The sequence below is a fragment of the Sphingobium bisphenolivorans genome, assembly GCF_000412635.1.
Classification (GTDB): domain Bacteria; phylum Pseudomonadota; class Alphaproteobacteria; order Sphingomonadales; family Sphingomonadaceae; genus Sphingobium; species Sphingobium bisphenolivorans.
Genome location: NZ_ASTG01000019.1, coordinates 31,220 through 48,454, shown reverse-complemented (window position 1 = coordinate 48,454; position 17,235 = coordinate 31,220). Strand labels below are relative to the sequence as shown.

Below are 17,235 nucleotides of genomic sequence, written 5' to 3'. Positions count from 1 at the left end.
ACGCCAGATGCAAATAGGATATAGAAGTCATAGACAGGAATGATGCCCAAGCTCCGTTGCATGCTGGCCGAAGGAGTCGAGCGGCACTGCGTCAGTGAGGGCCAGCTCGCCGCTCGCAACCTTCCGCTTCAGATAGGTGAAGGTCTGGGCCGTCTGGTTGAACAGATGCTCGCCGCCTTTGATTGGCGCATATCGCGCCGCCCCTCCGCCGATCACCGGTGCCACGACATAATCATAGTCGCAGGCGAAAAAGAGCGGGAAGGAAAAGCGCTGCTGCTCCACCTTCTTCACGCGATGCCGGGTTGCGACATAACGGCCATTGGAAAGCACCTCCATCATGTCGCCGATGTTCATGATCATCATGCCTTCGATCAGTGGCACGTCCACCCACTGGCCCTGCTTGTCCACGATTTGCAGGCCAGGCCCCGTCGCGAACAGCAGAGTGAAGCATTCATAGTCGGTGTGCGCGCCTATTCCCGGACGATCCTCCGCCGCAGCGTCGAAGGGATAATGGATCAGACGCAACTGATTGGGTGGATGGCGCAGGTGTCCGTCGAAATGATCTTCATCCAGTCCAAGCGCCAGGGCGAAAGCGCGGAAGAGTTGGCGGCCGATGCTTACAATATGTGCGTAATAGGCCTGCACATCCTCGCGGAATCCCGGCATGTCGGGCCACAGGTTAGGCCCCAGCAGCGGGCGACGTCCGTCGGCGGCGGCATAGTCGTAATTGACGTCATACGCCTCCTTGAGATCGTTGGAGCCGCCGGCAAATTGCTCTTCCCCTGTCGGAACATAGCCGCTGTGATTTTCGGAACGGCCTATATAGCTGCGCATCTTCGCATCATGGTCGAGCGCGAAATAGGCCTGCGCGCGTTCGACCAGGCGGCGAAACAGCGCCGGGTCGAACTGCGAACCCTTGATGTAGAGAAAGCCGTGCCGGGCGCATGCGTCGTCCAGTTCGCGGGCCAGCGCCCTTCGTTCATCGAGGCTTCCCCCATTCAGGCGCGATATGTCGACGACGGGAAGAGTGGCGGCATCTGTCATGTCCCGCTTGTGGTCATCATCAGGACATAAGGATAGCCGGGATGATTTGATATTCTGCATTGATCTCATCTATGAGGGCCCCGAAGCCGCTCGGAGACATGCATGAGTGACCGCACTCCCCTGATCGACAAGAAATTCGCCAGCCGCGTCGACTGGAACCTGATGCGCACCTTTGTCGACATCGTCCGCGCCGGGGGTATCGGCGCGGCGGCCCGCCAGCTCAATCGACAGCAGCCCAGCATCAGCGCGGCGCTAAAGCGGCTGGAAGATCATGTGGGCGCAACGCTGCTCCACCGCACGGCGACCGGCGTTGAAATGACCGCAGCCGGACGGGCGATGATGACGCTGTGCGAGGATATGCTGGAATCGGCGCGCATGATGCCCCACCAGATAGCCCAGGCGACGAAGCGGGTCGAGGGCATCGTCCGCATCCAGATCGTCTCGGGACTCGTCTCCCCCTTGTTCGATGAGGCAATCGCCAGCTTTCATCGGCGCAATCCCGCCATCCACATGGAAATCCGTGTCTCGCCCTGGCGGCAGGTGTTGGACGCGCTTCAGCAGGGCGAGGTTGAGATCGGCGTTGGCTATGACAGCAGCGTTCGCGGCAGCCTGATGTACGAGCCGCTGCTGGTGGAGCGGCAGCAGCTTTATTGTTCCCGCAGCAGCCCCTATTTCGGGCACCGTGTCAGCCGGCTGGGAGAACTCAAGGATCAGGGGTTCGTCCTGACCGGCGATGACGAGATCGAGCAGATCACGCATCTGCGGCGGCGTTATCGGTTGGGCACGCAAGTGAGCGGGCTGGCCGAAGATATCCATGAAGCGCGACGGCTCATCACCCAGGGTGTCGGGATCGGCTTCCTTCCTGTCCTCGCCGCCGAAAGCGATGTGACTGGCGGAAGGCTGTGGCCCATGCTCCACGCTGATTCTGAGCCAAGCTATGATATTTTTCTGCTCGCCCGGTCGGAGCCTGCCCGGGACACCGCCACCCAGCTTTTCTGGGACGAGGTGTTCCGCAGGATAAGGGCACAACAAAGGGCATAGGCCGTATCTATGTCTTCCATCGCCGATTTCCCCCTCCCTTCATGACGCGCTGCAACGCAACCTGCTCTGCGAAGGGAAGTGCGGGATGCCAGCGAGTCTTAAAGGTCGAATTTTCAACCACATTCCACCCTTGATGATCGCGGTGGTGCTGCTGTTCTGGGCGTTTTGCCCCGCCGCCTTGCTCAACCACCCCTGGACGCTCAGCATCACCTCTCCGCTGATCGTCATCATCGTGCTGCTGCTCGAACGGGTGAATGAGCGGCACCAAGGCTGGCGCATGAACGGCCGCGAGTTCGTCACCGATCTCTATTATTCCGTTCTGAGCGCGACGGTCATCACATGGTGTTCGCAGGCACTCGCCGAAGATCCGCTCAAGGCGGTCAAGTCGTCGCTCGGCATCAAGACGGAATGGGTGACGCATCTGCCATGGCTGGCGCAGGTCGCACTGGCGATCTTCATTCTCGAATTCGGCCAATATTGGATGCACCGGCTGATGCACAACTGGACGCCCTTCTGGCTGACCCACGCACCGCATCACCATCTCACGCAGCTGAATGCCGCGAAAGGCGCGGTGGGCAATCCGATCGAGCTGTTCCTCATCAGCCTGAGCGTCCTTGCCCTGTTCGACTTCCAGCAAACGGCGCTGTTCGCCGCCATCAATGTGATGGGTGTGATCTCCGTCTTCGCCCATGCCAACGTCCGCGCCGATCCGCCGATCTGGTACTCCTTCTTCTTCACGACGATCCGGCACCACAGCCTTCACCACTCGACCGACTATGAGAGCACCCGCTGCAACTATGGCAACTCGCTGATCCTCCTCGACCGCATCTTCGGCACCTATCGCGAGGGCGAAGGCGTGCTGGTCGGCCAGGATGAACGGCGGCGGCTGACGATCCGGGAGCAGACGCTGTTCCCGTTTCAGCCCGCGATCGACCGCTACAAGGCCCGCAAGGCGGCGGCTCGAGCCGGCGGCGAAGCCTCGACCGTTCAGGGCGAGCCGGCGGCCACCGCATGACCGTGATGCGCTCCGCCCGTGTGGAAGCCGCGCGGACCGCTCTTTCCAGCGGCGATCTGGCCGCAGCCCATCGTTTCGCGGCGCGGGTGGTCGAAGAAAATGCTGATGATGCCGAAGGACATTTTCTCCTTGGCATTGCTCAATCGAACGGTGGCGATATTGGTGCGGGGCTTCAGCAGCTGAAGCGGGCGGTGGCGCTGGATCCGCAGGGCGAATATCGTGCGCACCTCGCCAAGCTCTTCACGCTCGTCCGGCAGGATGGCGAAGCAGCGGCGACGCTGCGGGATGCCGAGCAGGCCCCGCCGGCCGATGCACTCAGCCGTGACACGATGGGCTGCGTCTATGCCAGGCTGGGCGATCACGCCCGCGCGCTCGCCCATTTCGCCGAAGCGGTGCGGCTGGAACCGCGCAACACCGCTTACCGCTATAATCTCGCGGTGACCCTCAACTTCCTCGGCCGGGTGGACGAGGCGGAAAGGGCGCTGGAAACACTGATCCTGCAAGCCCCCGGCGACGCGCGGGCGCATCACCTTCTTGCGAGCCTTCGCAAACAATCGCCCGAGCGCAATCATGTCGCGCGGCTGGCAACCGCTCGCGCCGCTGCTGAAGAGCCGCGCGACAGGCTGCTGCTCGGCTATGCGCTGGCGAAGGAGCTGGAAGATGTCGGCGAGCCGCACAAGGCGCTTGAAGCCCTGTGCGAGGCCAATGCCGAACATCGCCGGACGCTGCCCTATCATTTCCAGCGCGATGCCGCACTGTTCGACGCGATCGAGGCGGCGTGGCCGCTTCCTGCAGCGGCGAGTGAAGCGCCGGAGGACGCACCCATCTTCATCGTCGGCATGCCCCGCACGGGCACGACGCTGGTGGACCGCATCCTTTCCTCGCATCCCGATGTTGAGAGCGCGGGCGAATTGCAGGCCATGGCGCTTGCGGTGAAGCGCGCGGCGGCCACGCGCACGCCGACGGTGCTGGATGCCGAGACGGTCCACGCGGCGGCTCGGACCGACATGGCCGAGATCGGGCGCAATTTCCTGCAACGGGCGAGCCATCACCGGCGCGATCCCAGCCTGCGCTTCACCGACAAATTTCCGGGCAATTTCCAGTATCTGGGCTTCATCGCGCGGGCGCTGCCCCATGCCCGCATCGTCTGCCTGCGCCGGCACCCTATGGATACGGTGCTCAGCAATTTCCGCAACCTGTTCGCGGTCAGCTCACGCTATTATGACTATAGCTACGACCTGCTCGACATCGCCGCTTATTATGTCCGCTTCGACCGGATGATGGGCTTGTGGCGCGAGGCGCTGGCCGACCGGTTGATAGAGGTGGATTATGAGCAGCTGGTCGCCGACCAGCCGGGCGAAACCCGCCGCATCCTGACGCATTGCGGGCTGGATTGGGCCGACGAGTGCCTCGCCTTCCACGCCAACCGCGCGCCGGTATCCACCCCCAGCGCGGCGCAGGTGCGCCAGCCCATCTATTCGGACTCCGTCGCCCGCTGGAAGCAGCATGCGGAGGTGCTGGAACCCGTCCGGCGATTTTTCCAATGCGCCGGCATCCCGATCAACTGATGAAAAGGAGCGTTTAGCATCATGCCGATCCGCCTCGACGCAACAAGCCTCCTTTTTTCCCTGGGGGTAATCCTGAGCGCTGCGTTCGCCACCCCCGCAGCGGCCGAGAGCCGGACCCGGCTCGCCGACTGCCAGGCGGGATCATGCCTGGTCGTGACCGGCCGGCGGGCCGACGCGGCATCGGCGGTGCGAATCAACGGCCATGCCGTCGCGGCTCAGGGCAAGCACAAATGGCGCGTCAGCATACCGATCGAAACCCTGCGCCAATGGTCCAGCCCCTATGCGCGCACCATCACGGTCGCGGTCGCCGCGGTGGAGAGCGAAGCCCTCCTACCCATCGGATTGCTCGGCCATAGCGAGGATCTTGCTTACCTCACTGTCCGGGCCAAGTAATAAATGGAGAATAGATCAGTAATAAAATAACGTTTTGCGCTTCAGTATTGAAGTTTTCTACTCCTGGCTCTATATATGCGGCAGCCGTCGTAGAGCGGCGCTTGTTCTGCGCACAGGAGACTATGATGAAGATTGGCTTGGCGGCTCTCGCCACTATTGCTTTTGCGACCTCCACTATTGCCAGCGCCGCCGACAACCCTTTCGTGCGCGACCAGGCCATCCTCGACCTCAAGGGCATTGATCTTGCCACCTCCGGTGGCCAGCAGCGCCTCGCAATCCGCATGGATCAAGCTGCCCGCGCCGTTTGCGGCGATCAGCTTGCCGGCGTTCACCTTGCGGTGGAAGCCAAGGCGCGGGAATGCCGGACGGCCGTGATCGCGGACGTACGCTCGCAGATCGAGGCGCGCACCGCGATGGCTCCAGCCTCTGCCTCGACCCGTCTCGCCTATAATCATTGAACCAGTCGATGTCGCGGCCGGATCCTTCCGGCCGCGCACTGTTTACTTCCCGACGCTCGCCGGGTTGGGCCACCAGGAAAGCGTGTGCACGTCATGCGCCGATGTCCACAGGCCCGCACGCGTGTAGCGCACCGCGCCGCTGCCCACTGCCTTGCCCTTGCGCGCGCTGACGGTCAGCGTCTTGGGGTCGATCACGACGAAGGTCTGATCCTCGGTCGTGCGCAGCCACACCTTGCCGCCGCCGGTATCGATATCTCCCCATTTCAGCGTGTCGGCCACTTTGATGCGCGTCGTGACATCCCCTGTGACAGGATCGATCCGGGCGACCGTGCCGTCGCCCTGTTCCTGAACCCATACCGCCCCTTCACCAGCAGCGAGGAAGCCGGGCTGCTTGCCGAGCGCAGTGCGCTTGACAACGCTGTTGGTTCGCGGATCGATGCGCTGGACGGATTGGCCCTGCGCGCTCACCGCCCATAGCGATCCGTGGCCGAAGGCGAGATACCAGGTGCCGGGATCGACGGGGATGATGGCTATGACCCGATTGGTGGCAGGATCGACGCGCGAAACCTGGCCCGCTTCATTGTCGCTCGCCACCCAGATCGAACCAGCGCCGGCCACCACGTTCAGTTCGCCCTGCTCATTGGCGATGCCGGTGGGGATCGTCGCGATCTTCTTCGCGGTTCGGGTGTCGATCCGAACGAGCGCCTTCTCCTGACAGTCGGCCACCCAAAGCGAGCCGCGCAGGATCGCCATCGCGCCGCAGGGCTTGCTCATGGCGACTTCCGCGAGCTTGCCCTTACGCGACCAGCGTTCGACGCGCCCGGCGTTCGTCGCCCAGACGCTGCTGCCGTCCACGGCCAGGAAGTCGGCGAAGCCCGGCACCTCCATGACCTGTTCCTCCATCGCCTGCGCCGCGAAGGGAAAGAGGGAGGCGATGCCAGCGGCGCAGGCCATGACCAGATTGCGCGTTTTCATGGGTCAGCCCTGCCGCGCGATATAGGCGCGCCATCCGCCGAGGTCTGTAATATCCTCGGCGCCGGTCAGCGCCCGCGGTTCTGCGACGAAGCCCTTGACGCTGCTGCCATCGGACAGCGTCACGGTGCCGATCGCGAGCGGCGCCGGCACCTCGACGACGAAGCTGCCGAACTCCGCCACGCCCAGCTCATAGACTTCGACGGCGATCGGCCCGCCATCACTGCTGTGAACCAGCGCGGGTTTGGGCGGCACGCTGTCCGCCATCGCATAGAGCCGATAGCTAGGAGCTGTCTTAAAGGAGCCGACGAACTTCGCCTCCCGTGATGTCAACTGCCAGTGCAGCGGCATGTCCTTGAGATGGGCGCCGACGACGGCGAGTTTCACGGTCTGCATTTTGCCCTCCAGATCGAGTGGTGGTGGAGAAGGAAGATCGGCGGCGGCGAGATAGGCGTCGGCTGCGTCGAGCAACGCGCGGTCGGTATCGGCCGGGCCGATCAGGGTGATGCCAAAGCCAGTGCCATTGTCCCGTACGCCGGCCGGCACCGCGATGGCGGCCATGTCGAGCAGGTTCACGAAATTGGTGTAGAAGCCGAGCGCGCTGTTGAGCGCGACCGGCGCGACCAACAGTTCGGCCACTCGGTAGGTGGTTCCGGCGGTCGGGAAGGCGAGCATGTCGATCCCCTCCCACAGCAGGTCGGCGTGGCGCTTCAGTTCGGCCAAGCGGTAGATGCCGTTGAACAGCTCCACCGCGCCGATCGCCAGGCCGGGCGCCACCACTTCACGGACGGTCGGATCGATGGCGTCGGGATTGTCGGCCAGCATGCCGGCCATGGCGGCGGCGCGTTCCGCCACCCATGGCCCGCCATAGAGCAGCAGCGCCGCTTCCTGCAGCGGGGCGAGGTCGATTTCCACGATCTCGGCCAGGCGGCCGAGCTTCTCCAACGCGCGAGCGTAGAGGAATTCGGACTCGCCATCCCCGAAAAAGACCCGCTGCGACCGGCGCGGCACCCCGATCCGCTTGCGCGGGAGCGGCCGGTCGGCAAGCCGCTTGGAATAGGGGTCGGCGGCATCGAAGCCCGCGATGACCTCATCCAGCAGCCGGGCATCGGCGGTGTCATCGGTAAAGACCGTGATACAGTCGAGGGTACGGCAGGCGGGCACAAGACCCTTACTGCTCCACCGTCCCTTGCTCGGCTTGAAGCCGATCAGATGCTGGAAGGCGGCAGGCACCCGCCCGGAGCCCGCCGTGTCCGTGCCAAGCGCGAAGGCGACTAGGCCCGCCGCGACGGCTACCGACGAGCCCGAACTCGACCCGCCGCTCACATAGGCGAGATTGTAGGCGTTGCGCGGAGCGCCATAGGGGCTGCGCGTGCCGTTGAGGCCGGTGGCGAACTGGTCGAGATTGGTCTTGCCGACGCAGACCGCACCAGCCGCCAGCAGCTTTTCAACCACCGTCGCGGAATGGCTGGGGCTGTAGGCGAAGGCTGGGCACGCCGCCGTCGTGTCCAATCCGGCAACGTCGATATTATCCTTGACTGCAAAGGGTACGCCGGCGAGCGGCAGCGCCTCCCCGGCAGCGACACGCGCATCGACGGCGCGGGCGGCGGAGCGGATAGCCTCCTCGCTGAAGCGACTGATCCAGACCTGCGGCTGTATTGCATCATAGGCGGCAAGGCGTGCGATCGTCTCCTCCGCCACGGCAAGGGCGCTGGTCCGTCTGGCGTTGACATCGGCGCCGATGATGGCGGCGCTATGGCGGTCGAACCCCATCCCGCTCATGCCTCCGCCCTCAGCGCCAGCATCGGGGCGCCGGGTTGCAGCGACTGGCGTTCCTGCACATAGATCGCAGCGATCGTTCCTGCTCCGGGACTTTGCACGGCGCTCTCCATCTTCATCGCCTCGATGATCGCGATCGTATCGCCCGCCTTCACTTCGTCGCCGATATTGACCAGCATCTTCCACAGGCTGCCGCCAAAGGGCGCTTCGACAACGTCTGCGCCGTCGGGCACTTCGATCGCGCCAGCATTGGGCGGTTCGACGTCGGCGAGGCTAGTGACGCGGTCGAACTCGCCGCTGCGCTGCCATTCGGCGCGTTCCTCGTTGAAGGCGGCCTTGCGGCGGCTCTCGAACTCCGAGATCGACACCGCATTGTCCGCCAGGAAGGCGCGATAGTCAGCGAGCCGGAATTCGGACTCCTCGATGCGTATCGACCGGCGCCCGCTGGGGAAGTCGCGCCGCCATTCGGCCAGGTCATCCGCGCTCACCGGATAGAAGCGGATCTGGTCGAAGAAGCGCAGCAGCCACGGCTTGCCCTCGATAAAGGCGTCGGTCTGCCGGTGCGTGTTCCAGACCTGGATGGTGCGGCCGAACAGCTGATAGCCGCCGGGGCCCTCCATCCCGTAGATGCACATATAAGCGCCGCCGATGCCCACGACATTGGGCGGGGTCCATGTGCGGGCCGGATTATATTTGGTGGTGACCAGCCGATGCCGCGGATCGACCGGGGTTGCGACCGGCGCGCCCAGATAGACATCGCCCAGGCCCATGACGAGATAGGTCGTGTCAAAGATCAGATTCTCGACCGCCGCTGCATCCGGCAGGCCATTGATGCGGCGAATGAAGTCGATATTGTCCGGGCACCAGGGCGCGTCGTCGCGGACCGCACCCATATATTTCTCGATCGTCTCAATCGTCGCAGGGTCCCGCCAGCTTAGGGGCAGATGGACGACGCGTGAGGGGATGGTAAAGTCTGCAAGGTCGCCCAGCCGCTCCTCGGCGTCGATCAGGACAGCCAGCGCGGCGCGCTGATCCAGTATCTGACCATCGAAGTGCAACTGGAGCGAGCGGATGCCAGGCACCACGTCGACGACGCCGGGAAGCGCCATCCGCTCCAACTCGGTCATCAGCGCGTGGACGCGGATGCGAAGCTCTATGTCGAGCACGATCGGGCCATATTCGACCAGGATGTTACGGTCGCCCTGCTGCCGATAGACGGTGCGCGGGCGGCCGCCGCTTTCCTCGATCGTCGCAAGAATGGGCGAAAGCGTGTCGATGGGGCGCGCCGCGTTCGGCACGTGGGGCGTGCCTGCGACGATCAGATCGCGCTGCTGCCTGTCTGCCGCGATGGCGTCCTCGACATGGACCGGCGCGAAGCGGAGCTTGTCGCCGGGCGTGAGCTGACCGATCTTCCACCGATCGGCGGCGATCACCACGAAGGGGCAGACGAACCCGCCCAGCGATGGGCCATCCGGGCCGAGGATGATCGGCATGTCGCCGGTGAAGTCGACCGCGCCGATGGCGTATGGGTTGTCGTGGATATTGGACGGGTGAAGCCCCGCCTCGCCCCCATCCGCACGCGCCCATTTGGGCTTCGGGCCGATCAGGCGGACGCCGGTCCGGTTGCTGTTATAATGCACCTCCCACTCGGCCGCGACGATCGTGGCGATATCCTCGTCCGCGAAGAAATCGGGTGCGCCATGCGGGCCGTAGAGGACGCGCAGGGTCCAGAGTTTCGGCAGGTCGGGCAGAGCGGCTTGCGGCAGGGGAGTGTCGGTCGCTTCGCCAGCCAGATGCAGGGTGTCGCCCGCCAGCAGCCGGCGCGCGGCATGGCCGCCGAACTGGCCGAGTTCGAACGTGCTGCGACTGCCGAGATAGGGCGCGATGTCGAGGCCGCCGGCGAACAGGATATAGCCCCGCATGCCGCCGGATGAGGCGCGGCCGAGCGCCAGCGTCTGCCCTGCCTCAACCTCGATCGCCTTTCCGCGCTGGACCGGGCTACCGTCCAACGTGGCGCCGAAATCCGCGCCCGTCAGGCTGATCCGCGTGGTAGCGGTGAAGCTCAGCGTCGGCCCGCTCACCGTCACCTCCAGACCGGCGGTGCCCTCGGGATTGCCGAGCAGACGGTTGCCAAGGCGGAAGGACTGGTCGTCCATCGGGCCAGACGGGGGCACGCCCACCGCCCAAAGCTTTTGACGGCCGGGCCAATCCTGCACCGTCGTCGCCATGCCGCCGCTGATGACGCGAACGCTGCAGGGATGATAGGCGATATCTTCGAGCACGCGCGTCGAAACTTCGCCGCTGACGAAGGCGTCGCAGCGAACTACCTCCCGCAGCCAGCGCAGGTTGGTTTCGATGCCATCCACCCGGCTGTTGTCGAGCGCTCGTTGCATCGCGGCGATGGCTTCGTCACGGCTTGGCGCGTGGACGATCAGCTTGGCGAGCATCGGATCATACCAAGCCGACACGGTGGAGCCGGCCATGACCCAGGTTTCGACGCGCATGCCCTCGGGAAATTCGACCGCTGTCAGGCTGCCGGATGTCGGGCGATATTCAAGCGCCGGGTCTTCGGCATAGAGGCGGACCTGCACCGAATGGCCCTGCGGCTCCCGCAGTTCGGCGTCCAGGAACGTAAAATCCCCCGCGCCGCCCCGGATCATCCACTCGACCAGATCGATGCCCATCACCTCCTCGGTCACGCCATGCTCGACCTGAAGCCGGGTGTTCATCTCCAGGAAAAAAAATTCTTCCCGTTCGGCGTCATAGAGGAACTCGACCGTCCCGGCCGATCGATAGTTCGCCGCCTCCCCCAGCCTTGTCGCGGCGGCGATCAGATCGGCGCGCACCTTTTGCGGCAGCAGCGGCGCGGGCGCTTCCTCGACAACCTTCTGGTTACGGCGCTGGAGCGAGCAGTCCCGCTCGCCCAAGGCGCGAATGCGGCCCTGCCCGTCGCCGAAGACCTGCACCTCGATATGGCGGGCGCGGCGGATATAGCGTTCCAGGAAAATGCCGGCGTCGCCGAAATTGCTCTGCCCCTGCCGCGCCACGGCGGCGAAGCCGTCGCGCACGGCGGCCTCATCCTCGCAAACGCGCATGCCGATGCCGCCGCCCCCAGCGGTCGCCTTCAGGATCACCGGGAAGCCGATGCGGTGCGCCGCCTCGACCGCCGCTTCCTCATCGGTCAGCAGATCGGTGCCGGGTGCCAACGGCACGTCATGGGCGGCGGCGAGGGCGCGAGCGCTGTGCTTCAGGCCGAAGGTGCGGATATTGTCGGGCGTGGGGCCGATGAACACGATCCCCGCCTGCGCGCAAGCTTCGGCGAACTCCACATTCTCTGCCAGGAAGCCATAACCCGGATGGATCGCGCCCGCGCCGGCTGCGCGCGCCGCATCGAGGATCGCGGCGATATTGAGATAACTGTCGGACGCGCGAGCCGGACCGATGCACATGGCCTCGTCGGCTTCCGATACGTGCAGCGATCCTTCGTCCGCTTCCGAATAGACCGCGACAGAGCGCAGACCCATGCGGCGAAGCGTACGGATGATGCGCGTGGCGATGGCGCCGCGATTGGCGATAAGGACAGTATCGAAGCTCATGCGGCGGCAACGATCATGCGGACGGGCGTGGGATTGAAGCCGTTGCACGGATTGTTGATCTGCGGGCAGTTCGACACGACGACGACCACATCCATCTCGGCGCGCAGATCGACGGTCAGGCCCGGCGCAGATATCCCGTCCACAATGCCGAGCGAACCGTCCGCCTCCACCGGCACGTTCATGAAGAAGTTGATGTTGGACACGATGTCGCGCTTGCCGCGGCCCTCCAGCAGATTGGCTTCCAGGAAATTCTCGACACAGGCATGCTCGGCCTTGGTGTGGTGGCCGTAGCGCAGCGTATTGCTCTCGCAGGAACAGGCGCCGCCAATCGTGTCATGATAATCGACCGAGGTGGCCGCGATGGTCATCATCGGCCGCCCTTCATTGGACCGCAGCACCGTACCCGCCCGCAGGAACAGATTGCCCTGCGCTGACACGGTATCCTGCGCGCTGTAGCGCTCCGCGTCGTCGGCGGCGGCATAGAGCAGGAAATCGACCGCCTGATTGCCCTCCAGATCGACGATGCGGAGCGTCTGGCCGGCGGCAATATGATGCAGCCACGGCGCGCGGGCGGGAACGACCTCGTCATGCACGATGGCGCCGGGCAAGTCGGAAAGATGGGGATCGGGGCTCATTGGCAACCAGTCCTCTGTTAGCGGCGGAAATAATCTTCGACATTTTCGAAGGCGCGGAGGCCCTCGGGCGTGGCGGTGCGGATTGGGTCATCCTGCGGCGTGACAGGTCCGCGCCAGGCGGTCGCGCGCAGCGGGGTTACCGTCCATTGCTTGCGCGGGTCGAGCACATGCGGGCAATTGGCGATCACGACGATCACGTCCATCTCCGCGCGGAGGATGAGGCTGCGGCCGGGCGCGAAGGGGCCGATCTGCGGCGCGATGCCGCCGTCGCCCTCGATCCGCGCGCCCTTGAACAGGTTGACGCAAGGATGAACGTCGCGGCGCTGCAACCCATGCTTGGCCGCGCCCAGCAAGAGGCGGTCGCGCCCGTTGGGATAGGCGCCACTGTTGCGCCCCTCGCCATATCTGGCTTCGTTGGCCGCGGCGTTGGAGGTTCCGCAAAAGGCGTCATGGGTGCCGGCATCGTCGGACAGGAAGCTCATCAGCACCCGCCCCATGTCAGACAGCAGCAGCTTGCCCTGGCCCAGATAGGCGTTCCACTGCACCTTCACCGTGTCGGCGACGTTCAGCCGCTCGCTCGGCATGTCGGCGTTGAAGATCAGGAGCGAAGCGCAGGCGTCGCCCTTCAGGTCGATCAACCGCAGCCGCGCGCCCCGCGCCAGCCTGCGCGTGGCATAGCCCCCGGCGGCGATCGTCTCTTCCCACAGCAGGTCGCCAGCGGGCACGTCGTCGGGCAGGTCATCGGCTGCCGGCGGCAGCACCGGCATCGCCTCGACCCGCGTGCCCGCCATGCGGCGCGCATGGTCACGGGCGGCGAGAGGGTTTGCAAGAAGCTCGGTCATACGGTCTTTTCCGTTTTCTGTTCGTAAAGCGGCGGCAGGAGGGCGGTCGTCGTGACCAGCTGGAGCTGATGCACCCCGCGCACCCGGCGCAGCGCGTCGCACAGCTCCTTCAGCAGCGATGCCGGCCCCTGCACCAGCAGCACCTCCAGCGACTGATCGTCCTCCAGGAAGACATGCTGGGAGGAGATGACTTCCTTGAGATAATGGGCCTGGGTCTGGGCGAGCTGGTGCCGCACCCGACCCCGATCGCCGCGATAGACGATGGTGATCGTGCCGGCGAGCATCTCGTCGGGGCGGGTATAGGCCTCATGCTCCGCGAGCGCGTGGCGGATCAGTTCGGCGATCAACTGCGACCGGGACGGCAGTTCACGCTCCTCCACCATCATGTCGAGCTGCCTGAACAGGTCCTGGGGCAGGCTCATGCTGAGCCTTGCCAAGCTCCCATTTTCACTAGCCATGTCCAACGCTCTCCTTGCTTTCCGGCTGCCCCTGGTCCGCGGCATCGGGCGTCTCTTCAGGCTCCGCCTTGCGCAGCGGCAGGTCATAGACGGCGGTGGCGCCAAAGCGGTGCGGGGCGTGCGGATCGTGTCGGCGCTTGTCGAAGGCGAGCACCCGCGTCCCCAGCGAGAACGCCTCGCGAATATCGTGGGTGACCATGATGATGGTCAGCCCATTGTCGCGCCACAGCCGCCTGATCAGGCCGTGCATGTCGGCGCGTATGCCAGGGTCGAGCGCGCCGAACGGTTCGTCCAGCAGCAGGATGCGCGGGCGCTTGATCAGCGCCTGCGCAATCGCCAGCCGCTGCTGCATGCCGCCCGACATCTGCGCCGGATAGACGTGCATCGCATGGCCGAGGCCGACGGCGTCCAGCATCTCGGCGGCCTCCGCCTCGGCTGCACGACGGGCCTTGCCGAACAGCCGGGCTGACAGCGGTGCCTTCTCGCACTCCAAACCGAAGACCGTATTGCGCAGCGCCGACAAATGGGGGAAGACCGAATAGCGCTGGAACACTACGCCGCGATCCGGGCCGCATTCTGACAGCAGCGGCTCGCCGTCTAGGAAAATCCTCCCCCGCGTCGGCACTTCCTGACCCAGTACCACGCGCAGCAGGCTGCTCTTGCCCGCACCCGATGGGCCGATGATCGACACGAAGGAGCCCGCCTCGATATCGAGGTTCACATTCTCAAGGACGATCTTGTCGCCATATTCGAGCCAGATGTTGCGGAGGCTAAGCAGCGGGCTCAATGGCTGCCTCCCATCGCCCAGGGGTAGAGTTTGCGGCTCGCGACCACCAGCGCCACGTCGGCGACGATGGCGAGCAGGGCGATCCAGGCGACATAGGGGATGATGACGTCCATCGAGAGATAGCGGCGGACGAGGAAGATGCGGTAGCCAAGACCGACGTCGGAAGCGATCGCCTCGGCCGAGATCAGGAACACCCAGGCAGGGCCCAGCGACAGGCGGATAGCGTGCAGCAGGCGCGGCATGGCCTGGGGCAGCGCCACACGGATCATGATCTGCCAGGAACTCGCACCGAGCGTCTGGGCTTTCACGATCTGCTCGCGCGGCAGGGCGGCGACATGCGCGGTGATGTCGCGCACCATGACTGGCGCGATGCCGATGACGATCAGGGCGACCTTGGCCGTCTCGCCCAGACCGAGTGCGATGAAGAGGATCGGCAGCAGCGCGATCGGGGGGATCACGGCGATGCCGGTCACCAGCGGGCCAAGCGTCGCCCTCACTGGCGGCAGCGCCCCAAGGACCAGCCCCACCACCAGCGCGGCGAGCGTCGCGATGCCAAGGCCGATGCCCAGCCGCTGGAGGCTTGCAACCGTATCCGCCCAGAAGATGATCTGCCCGGTCAGCAGGTCGCGCTCGAACAGCAGGCTGGACAGGGCTTCCGCCATGCCGCCGGGCAGCGGCAGGACCTTGTCCATGGGGTTCAGCGCGTGGCGCTGCGCCGCAAGCACGAGGTACAGGAGGACCAGGAGCAGGATCGGCAGCGATCCCAGAAGGAAGCCTTCGCCCCGGCGGACATGTCGGTTCACCCAACGCATACTGTCACACTCATATCTTTTTGAGCCGGACCGAACCGCTCAGAGCTTTCCATCCGCGGCCAGCTTCATGAAGCTGTCGTCGAAGCGCAGCGTCACGCGCTGGGGATCGCCCAACGTCTTGCCGCCCGGAAAGCCCATGCCGACCTCGTCGGCGGAGGCTGCGCCCTTGAACAGACCGTGCGCGAAGCTGAAGTTGCGCACCTGGGTCATGGTAGTAATGAGCGAGGGTGCGTCCGCTGCGGCGACCGCTCCCTTGGGATCGGCATAGAGATGTGTGGTCGCGAGCTGGCTGTCGAAGAGCTCGGGCGTGGTGCCGGCCAGCTTCGCCATCGCGGCGCGCGCCTCCTTGCCCTTGGCGTCCTGCCGATTGAGCAGCGCCATGGTTTCATACCATATGCCGGTCAGCGCCTTGCCGAGGTTGGGATTGGCCTTCAGCGTCGCGGTGTCGACCACCAGCAGGTCCAGAATTTCGCCGGGTATTTGGGCGGAGCTGAACACCTCCCTGACCCCGGCCTCCTTCTTCATGACGGACAGCTGCGGGTTCCAGGCGACTGCTGCCGTGGCGTCTGGGCTGCTGAAGGCCCCCACGATGTCGGCGTCGGACGTGTTCACCGTCCTGACGTCGGTGGGCTTCATTCCCGCCTTCTCCAGTCCACGGGCGAGCAGATAGTGCGACACCGAAAGCTCGACCAGATAAACCTGCCGCCCCTTGATGGCGGCGAACTTGTCGGCACCCTTCAGCAGGATGCCGTCATTCCCGTTCGAATAGTCACCCACGATGATGGCGCTCGTATCCTTGCCACCTGCTGCCGGGATCGTCAGCGCGTCCATGTTGGTGACGGTCACGCCGTCGAATTTGCCGGCCGTATATTGATTAACCGACTCCACATAGTCGTTCACCTGGACGACATTGATCTTGATCCCGTATTTGTCGGCCCATTTCTTCACGATTCCGGCCTGCTGCGCGTAGGGCCAGGGCATCCACCCGGCATAGATCGACCAGCCGATGCTGAATTCGGTGCGAGCCTGGGAACCGGGATTTTGCCCTGGTGAACATGAGGCCAGAAGACATGCCCCAGCCATCAGCGCGATCCTGCTTAACTTGACAAGCGACCCGATCATGACTCGATCCCCTTTCGCAATGCAGCATCGCGAAGCGGCGCACCCTTGTCCACCAAAAAATATTACGGATCGACATTTATGTAATACCCGAAAAAAGATGCGGGCAGCAGTAGCGGATTTTCCACGCCGGTTCGTTCTGCGTGAAGATGGACCGCTTCTCCGCGCGATCTTAGGAAATGAACGCGGGATCTTTCCCCCCCGTCGCTAATGAATGAAAACCGATTCGGCGGGCGTCACAATCATGTTAAGTCAGCGAGATGCTCGGGATCAGGGATGCGCAATGCGGCGGAAAACAGGGAATTTGTGCATCGCACCACGATATACCATTCATACTAAGCAAGTGCAGAATTATTACACTTGACGAGAAACGTAATATCCATAGCGTAAGTGTTGCAATTTGACGAAGCAGCAAGACGGATGGTGGATTGCTGTTTCAACACCGAGTTGATGTGAGGGTTCGTGGATCGTAAATTGACCTGCTCCAATTGCTCAGACGGGACATTCCGTCAGCAGGGCCGATTGGGTGGCGTCACGACCATCATCATCCGCGCCCATGTGCATATTCATCACGGTAAGTCATGATCGGCGCAAAGTCATCGCGCCGCAATGAACTCGCCGTTCCAACCGGCGCAGACAGGGAAGTTCGATCGGCCGGAACCCGGCCAGCAAGACGCCGGCCTAGCCAGAGCGTCAAGAGGAGGGATGTCACTTAA

General features: G+C 64.3%; 15 protein-coding genes. 5 read left to right on the top strand and 10 right to left on the bottom strand.

Annotated elements, in window-relative coordinates; translation table 11 throughout:
• Window positions 1-27: 27 nt before the first annotated feature.
• Window positions 28-1,044, bottom strand: coding sequence for an isopenicillin N synthase family dioxygenase (locus L858_RS0114415; protein ID WP_022683862.1), 1,017 nt, complete (start codon window positions 1,042-1,044; stop codon window positions 28-30).
• 102 nt (window positions 1,045-1,146) lie between these two features.
• On the opposite strand from L858_RS0114415, the gene L858_RS0114410 reads away from it, so the two are divergent.
• From L858_RS0114410 to L858_RS0114390, 5 genes are all read left to right on the top strand, one after another.
• Window positions 1,147-2,085: a LysR family transcriptional regulator gene (locus L858_RS0114410; protein WP_022683861.1), complete on the top strand. Its 939-nt coding sequence runs from the start codon at window positions 1,147-1,149 to the stop codon at window positions 2,083-2,085.
• 85 nt (window positions 2,086-2,170) lie between these two features.
• Window positions 2,171-3,100 carry a sterol desaturase family protein gene (locus L858_RS20205; RefSeq protein WP_022683860.1) on the top strand — a complete coding sequence of 310 codons (930 nt, stop codon included), beginning with the start codon at window positions 2,171-2,173 and terminating at the stop codon, window positions 3,098-3,100.
• A complete protein-coding gene (locus tag L858_RS0114400; protein ID WP_022683859.1) occupies window positions 3,097-4,668 on the top strand; it encodes a tetratricopeptide repeat-containing sulfotransferase family protein in 1,572 nt (523 codons plus the stop codon). The genes L858_RS20205 and L858_RS0114400 overlap by 4 nt, the downstream gene beginning before the upstream one ends.
• 21 nt (window positions 4,669-4,689) lie before the next feature.
• A complete protein-coding gene (locus tag L858_RS0114395) occupies window positions 4,690-5,061 on the top strand; it encodes a hypothetical protein (RefSeq protein WP_022683858.1) in 372 nt (123 codons plus the stop codon).
• 125 nt (window positions 5,062-5,186) lie between these two features.
• The gene (locus tag L858_RS0114390) at window positions 5,187-5,519 is read left to right on the top strand and encodes a UrcA family protein (protein WP_028056151.1); all 333 of its coding nucleotides are present in this window, start codon (window positions 5,187-5,189) and stop codon (window positions 5,517-5,519) included.
• Window positions 5,520-5,561: 42 nt separating this feature from the next.
• Here the strand turns inward: L858_RS0114390 and L858_RS0114385 are convergent, their stop codons facing one another.
• Genes L858_RS0114385 through L858_RS0114345 form a run of 9 tightly spaced genes read right to left on the bottom strand, consistent with a single transcriptional unit; the run spans window position 5,562 to window position 16,522 of the window.
• Window positions 5,562-6,494, bottom strand: coding sequence for a Vgb family protein (locus L858_RS0114385; protein WP_022683856.1), 933 nt, complete (start codon window positions 6,492-6,494; stop codon window positions 5,562-5,564).
• Window positions 6,495-6,497: 3 nt separating this feature from the next.
• Window positions 6,498-8,273, bottom strand: coding sequence for an allophanate hydrolase (atzF, locus tag L858_RS0114380; protein ID WP_028056150.1), 1,776 nt, complete (start codon window positions 8,271-8,273; stop codon window positions 6,498-6,500).
• Window positions 8,270-11,866: an urea carboxylase gene (uca, locus tag L858_RS0114375; protein ID WP_022683854.1), complete on the bottom strand. Its 3,597-nt coding sequence runs from the start codon at window positions 11,864-11,866 to the stop codon at window positions 8,270-8,272. Before uca ends, atzF begins: the two co-directional genes overlap by 4 nt.
• Window positions 11,863-12,501 carry an urea amidolyase associated protein UAAP2 gene (locus tag L858_RS0114370; protein WP_022683853.1) on the bottom strand — a complete coding sequence of 213 codons (639 nt, stop codon included), beginning with the start codon at window positions 12,499-12,501 and terminating at the stop codon, window positions 11,863-11,865. Before L858_RS0114370 ends, uca begins: the two co-directional genes overlap by 4 nt.
• Window positions 12,502-12,518: 17 nt before the next feature.
• Window positions 12,519-13,343: an urea amidolyase associated protein UAAP1 gene (locus L858_RS0114365; RefSeq protein WP_022683852.1), complete on the bottom strand. Its 825-nt coding sequence runs from the start codon at window positions 13,341-13,343 to the stop codon at window positions 12,519-12,521.
• The gene (locus L858_RS0114360) at window positions 13,340-13,801 is read right to left on the bottom strand and encodes a CopG family ribbon-helix-helix protein (RefSeq protein WP_022683851.1); all 462 of its coding nucleotides are present in this window, start codon (window positions 13,799-13,801) and stop codon (window positions 13,340-13,342) included. The genes L858_RS0114365 and L858_RS0114360 overlap by 4 nt, the downstream gene beginning before the upstream one ends.
• Complete coding sequence (locus L858_RS0114355; protein WP_022683850.1) at window positions 13,794-14,588, bottom strand: ABC transporter ATP-binding protein; 795 nt, start codon at window positions 14,586-14,588, stop codon at window positions 13,794-13,796. Before L858_RS0114355 ends, L858_RS0114360 begins: the two co-directional genes overlap by 8 nt.
• Window positions 14,585-15,400, bottom strand: coding sequence for an ABC transporter permease (locus L858_RS0114350; protein ID WP_022683849.1), 816 nt, complete (start codon window positions 15,398-15,400; stop codon window positions 14,585-14,587). The genes L858_RS0114355 and L858_RS0114350 overlap by 4 nt, the downstream gene beginning before the upstream one ends.
• A gap of 39 nt (window positions 15,401-15,439) precedes the next feature.
• Complete coding sequence (locus tag L858_RS0114345; protein WP_022683848.1) at window positions 15,440-16,522, bottom strand: putative urea ABC transporter substrate-binding protein; 1,083 nt, start codon at window positions 16,520-16,522, stop codon at window positions 15,440-15,442.
• Between the last annotated feature and the right edge of the window lie 713 nt (window positions 16,523-17,235).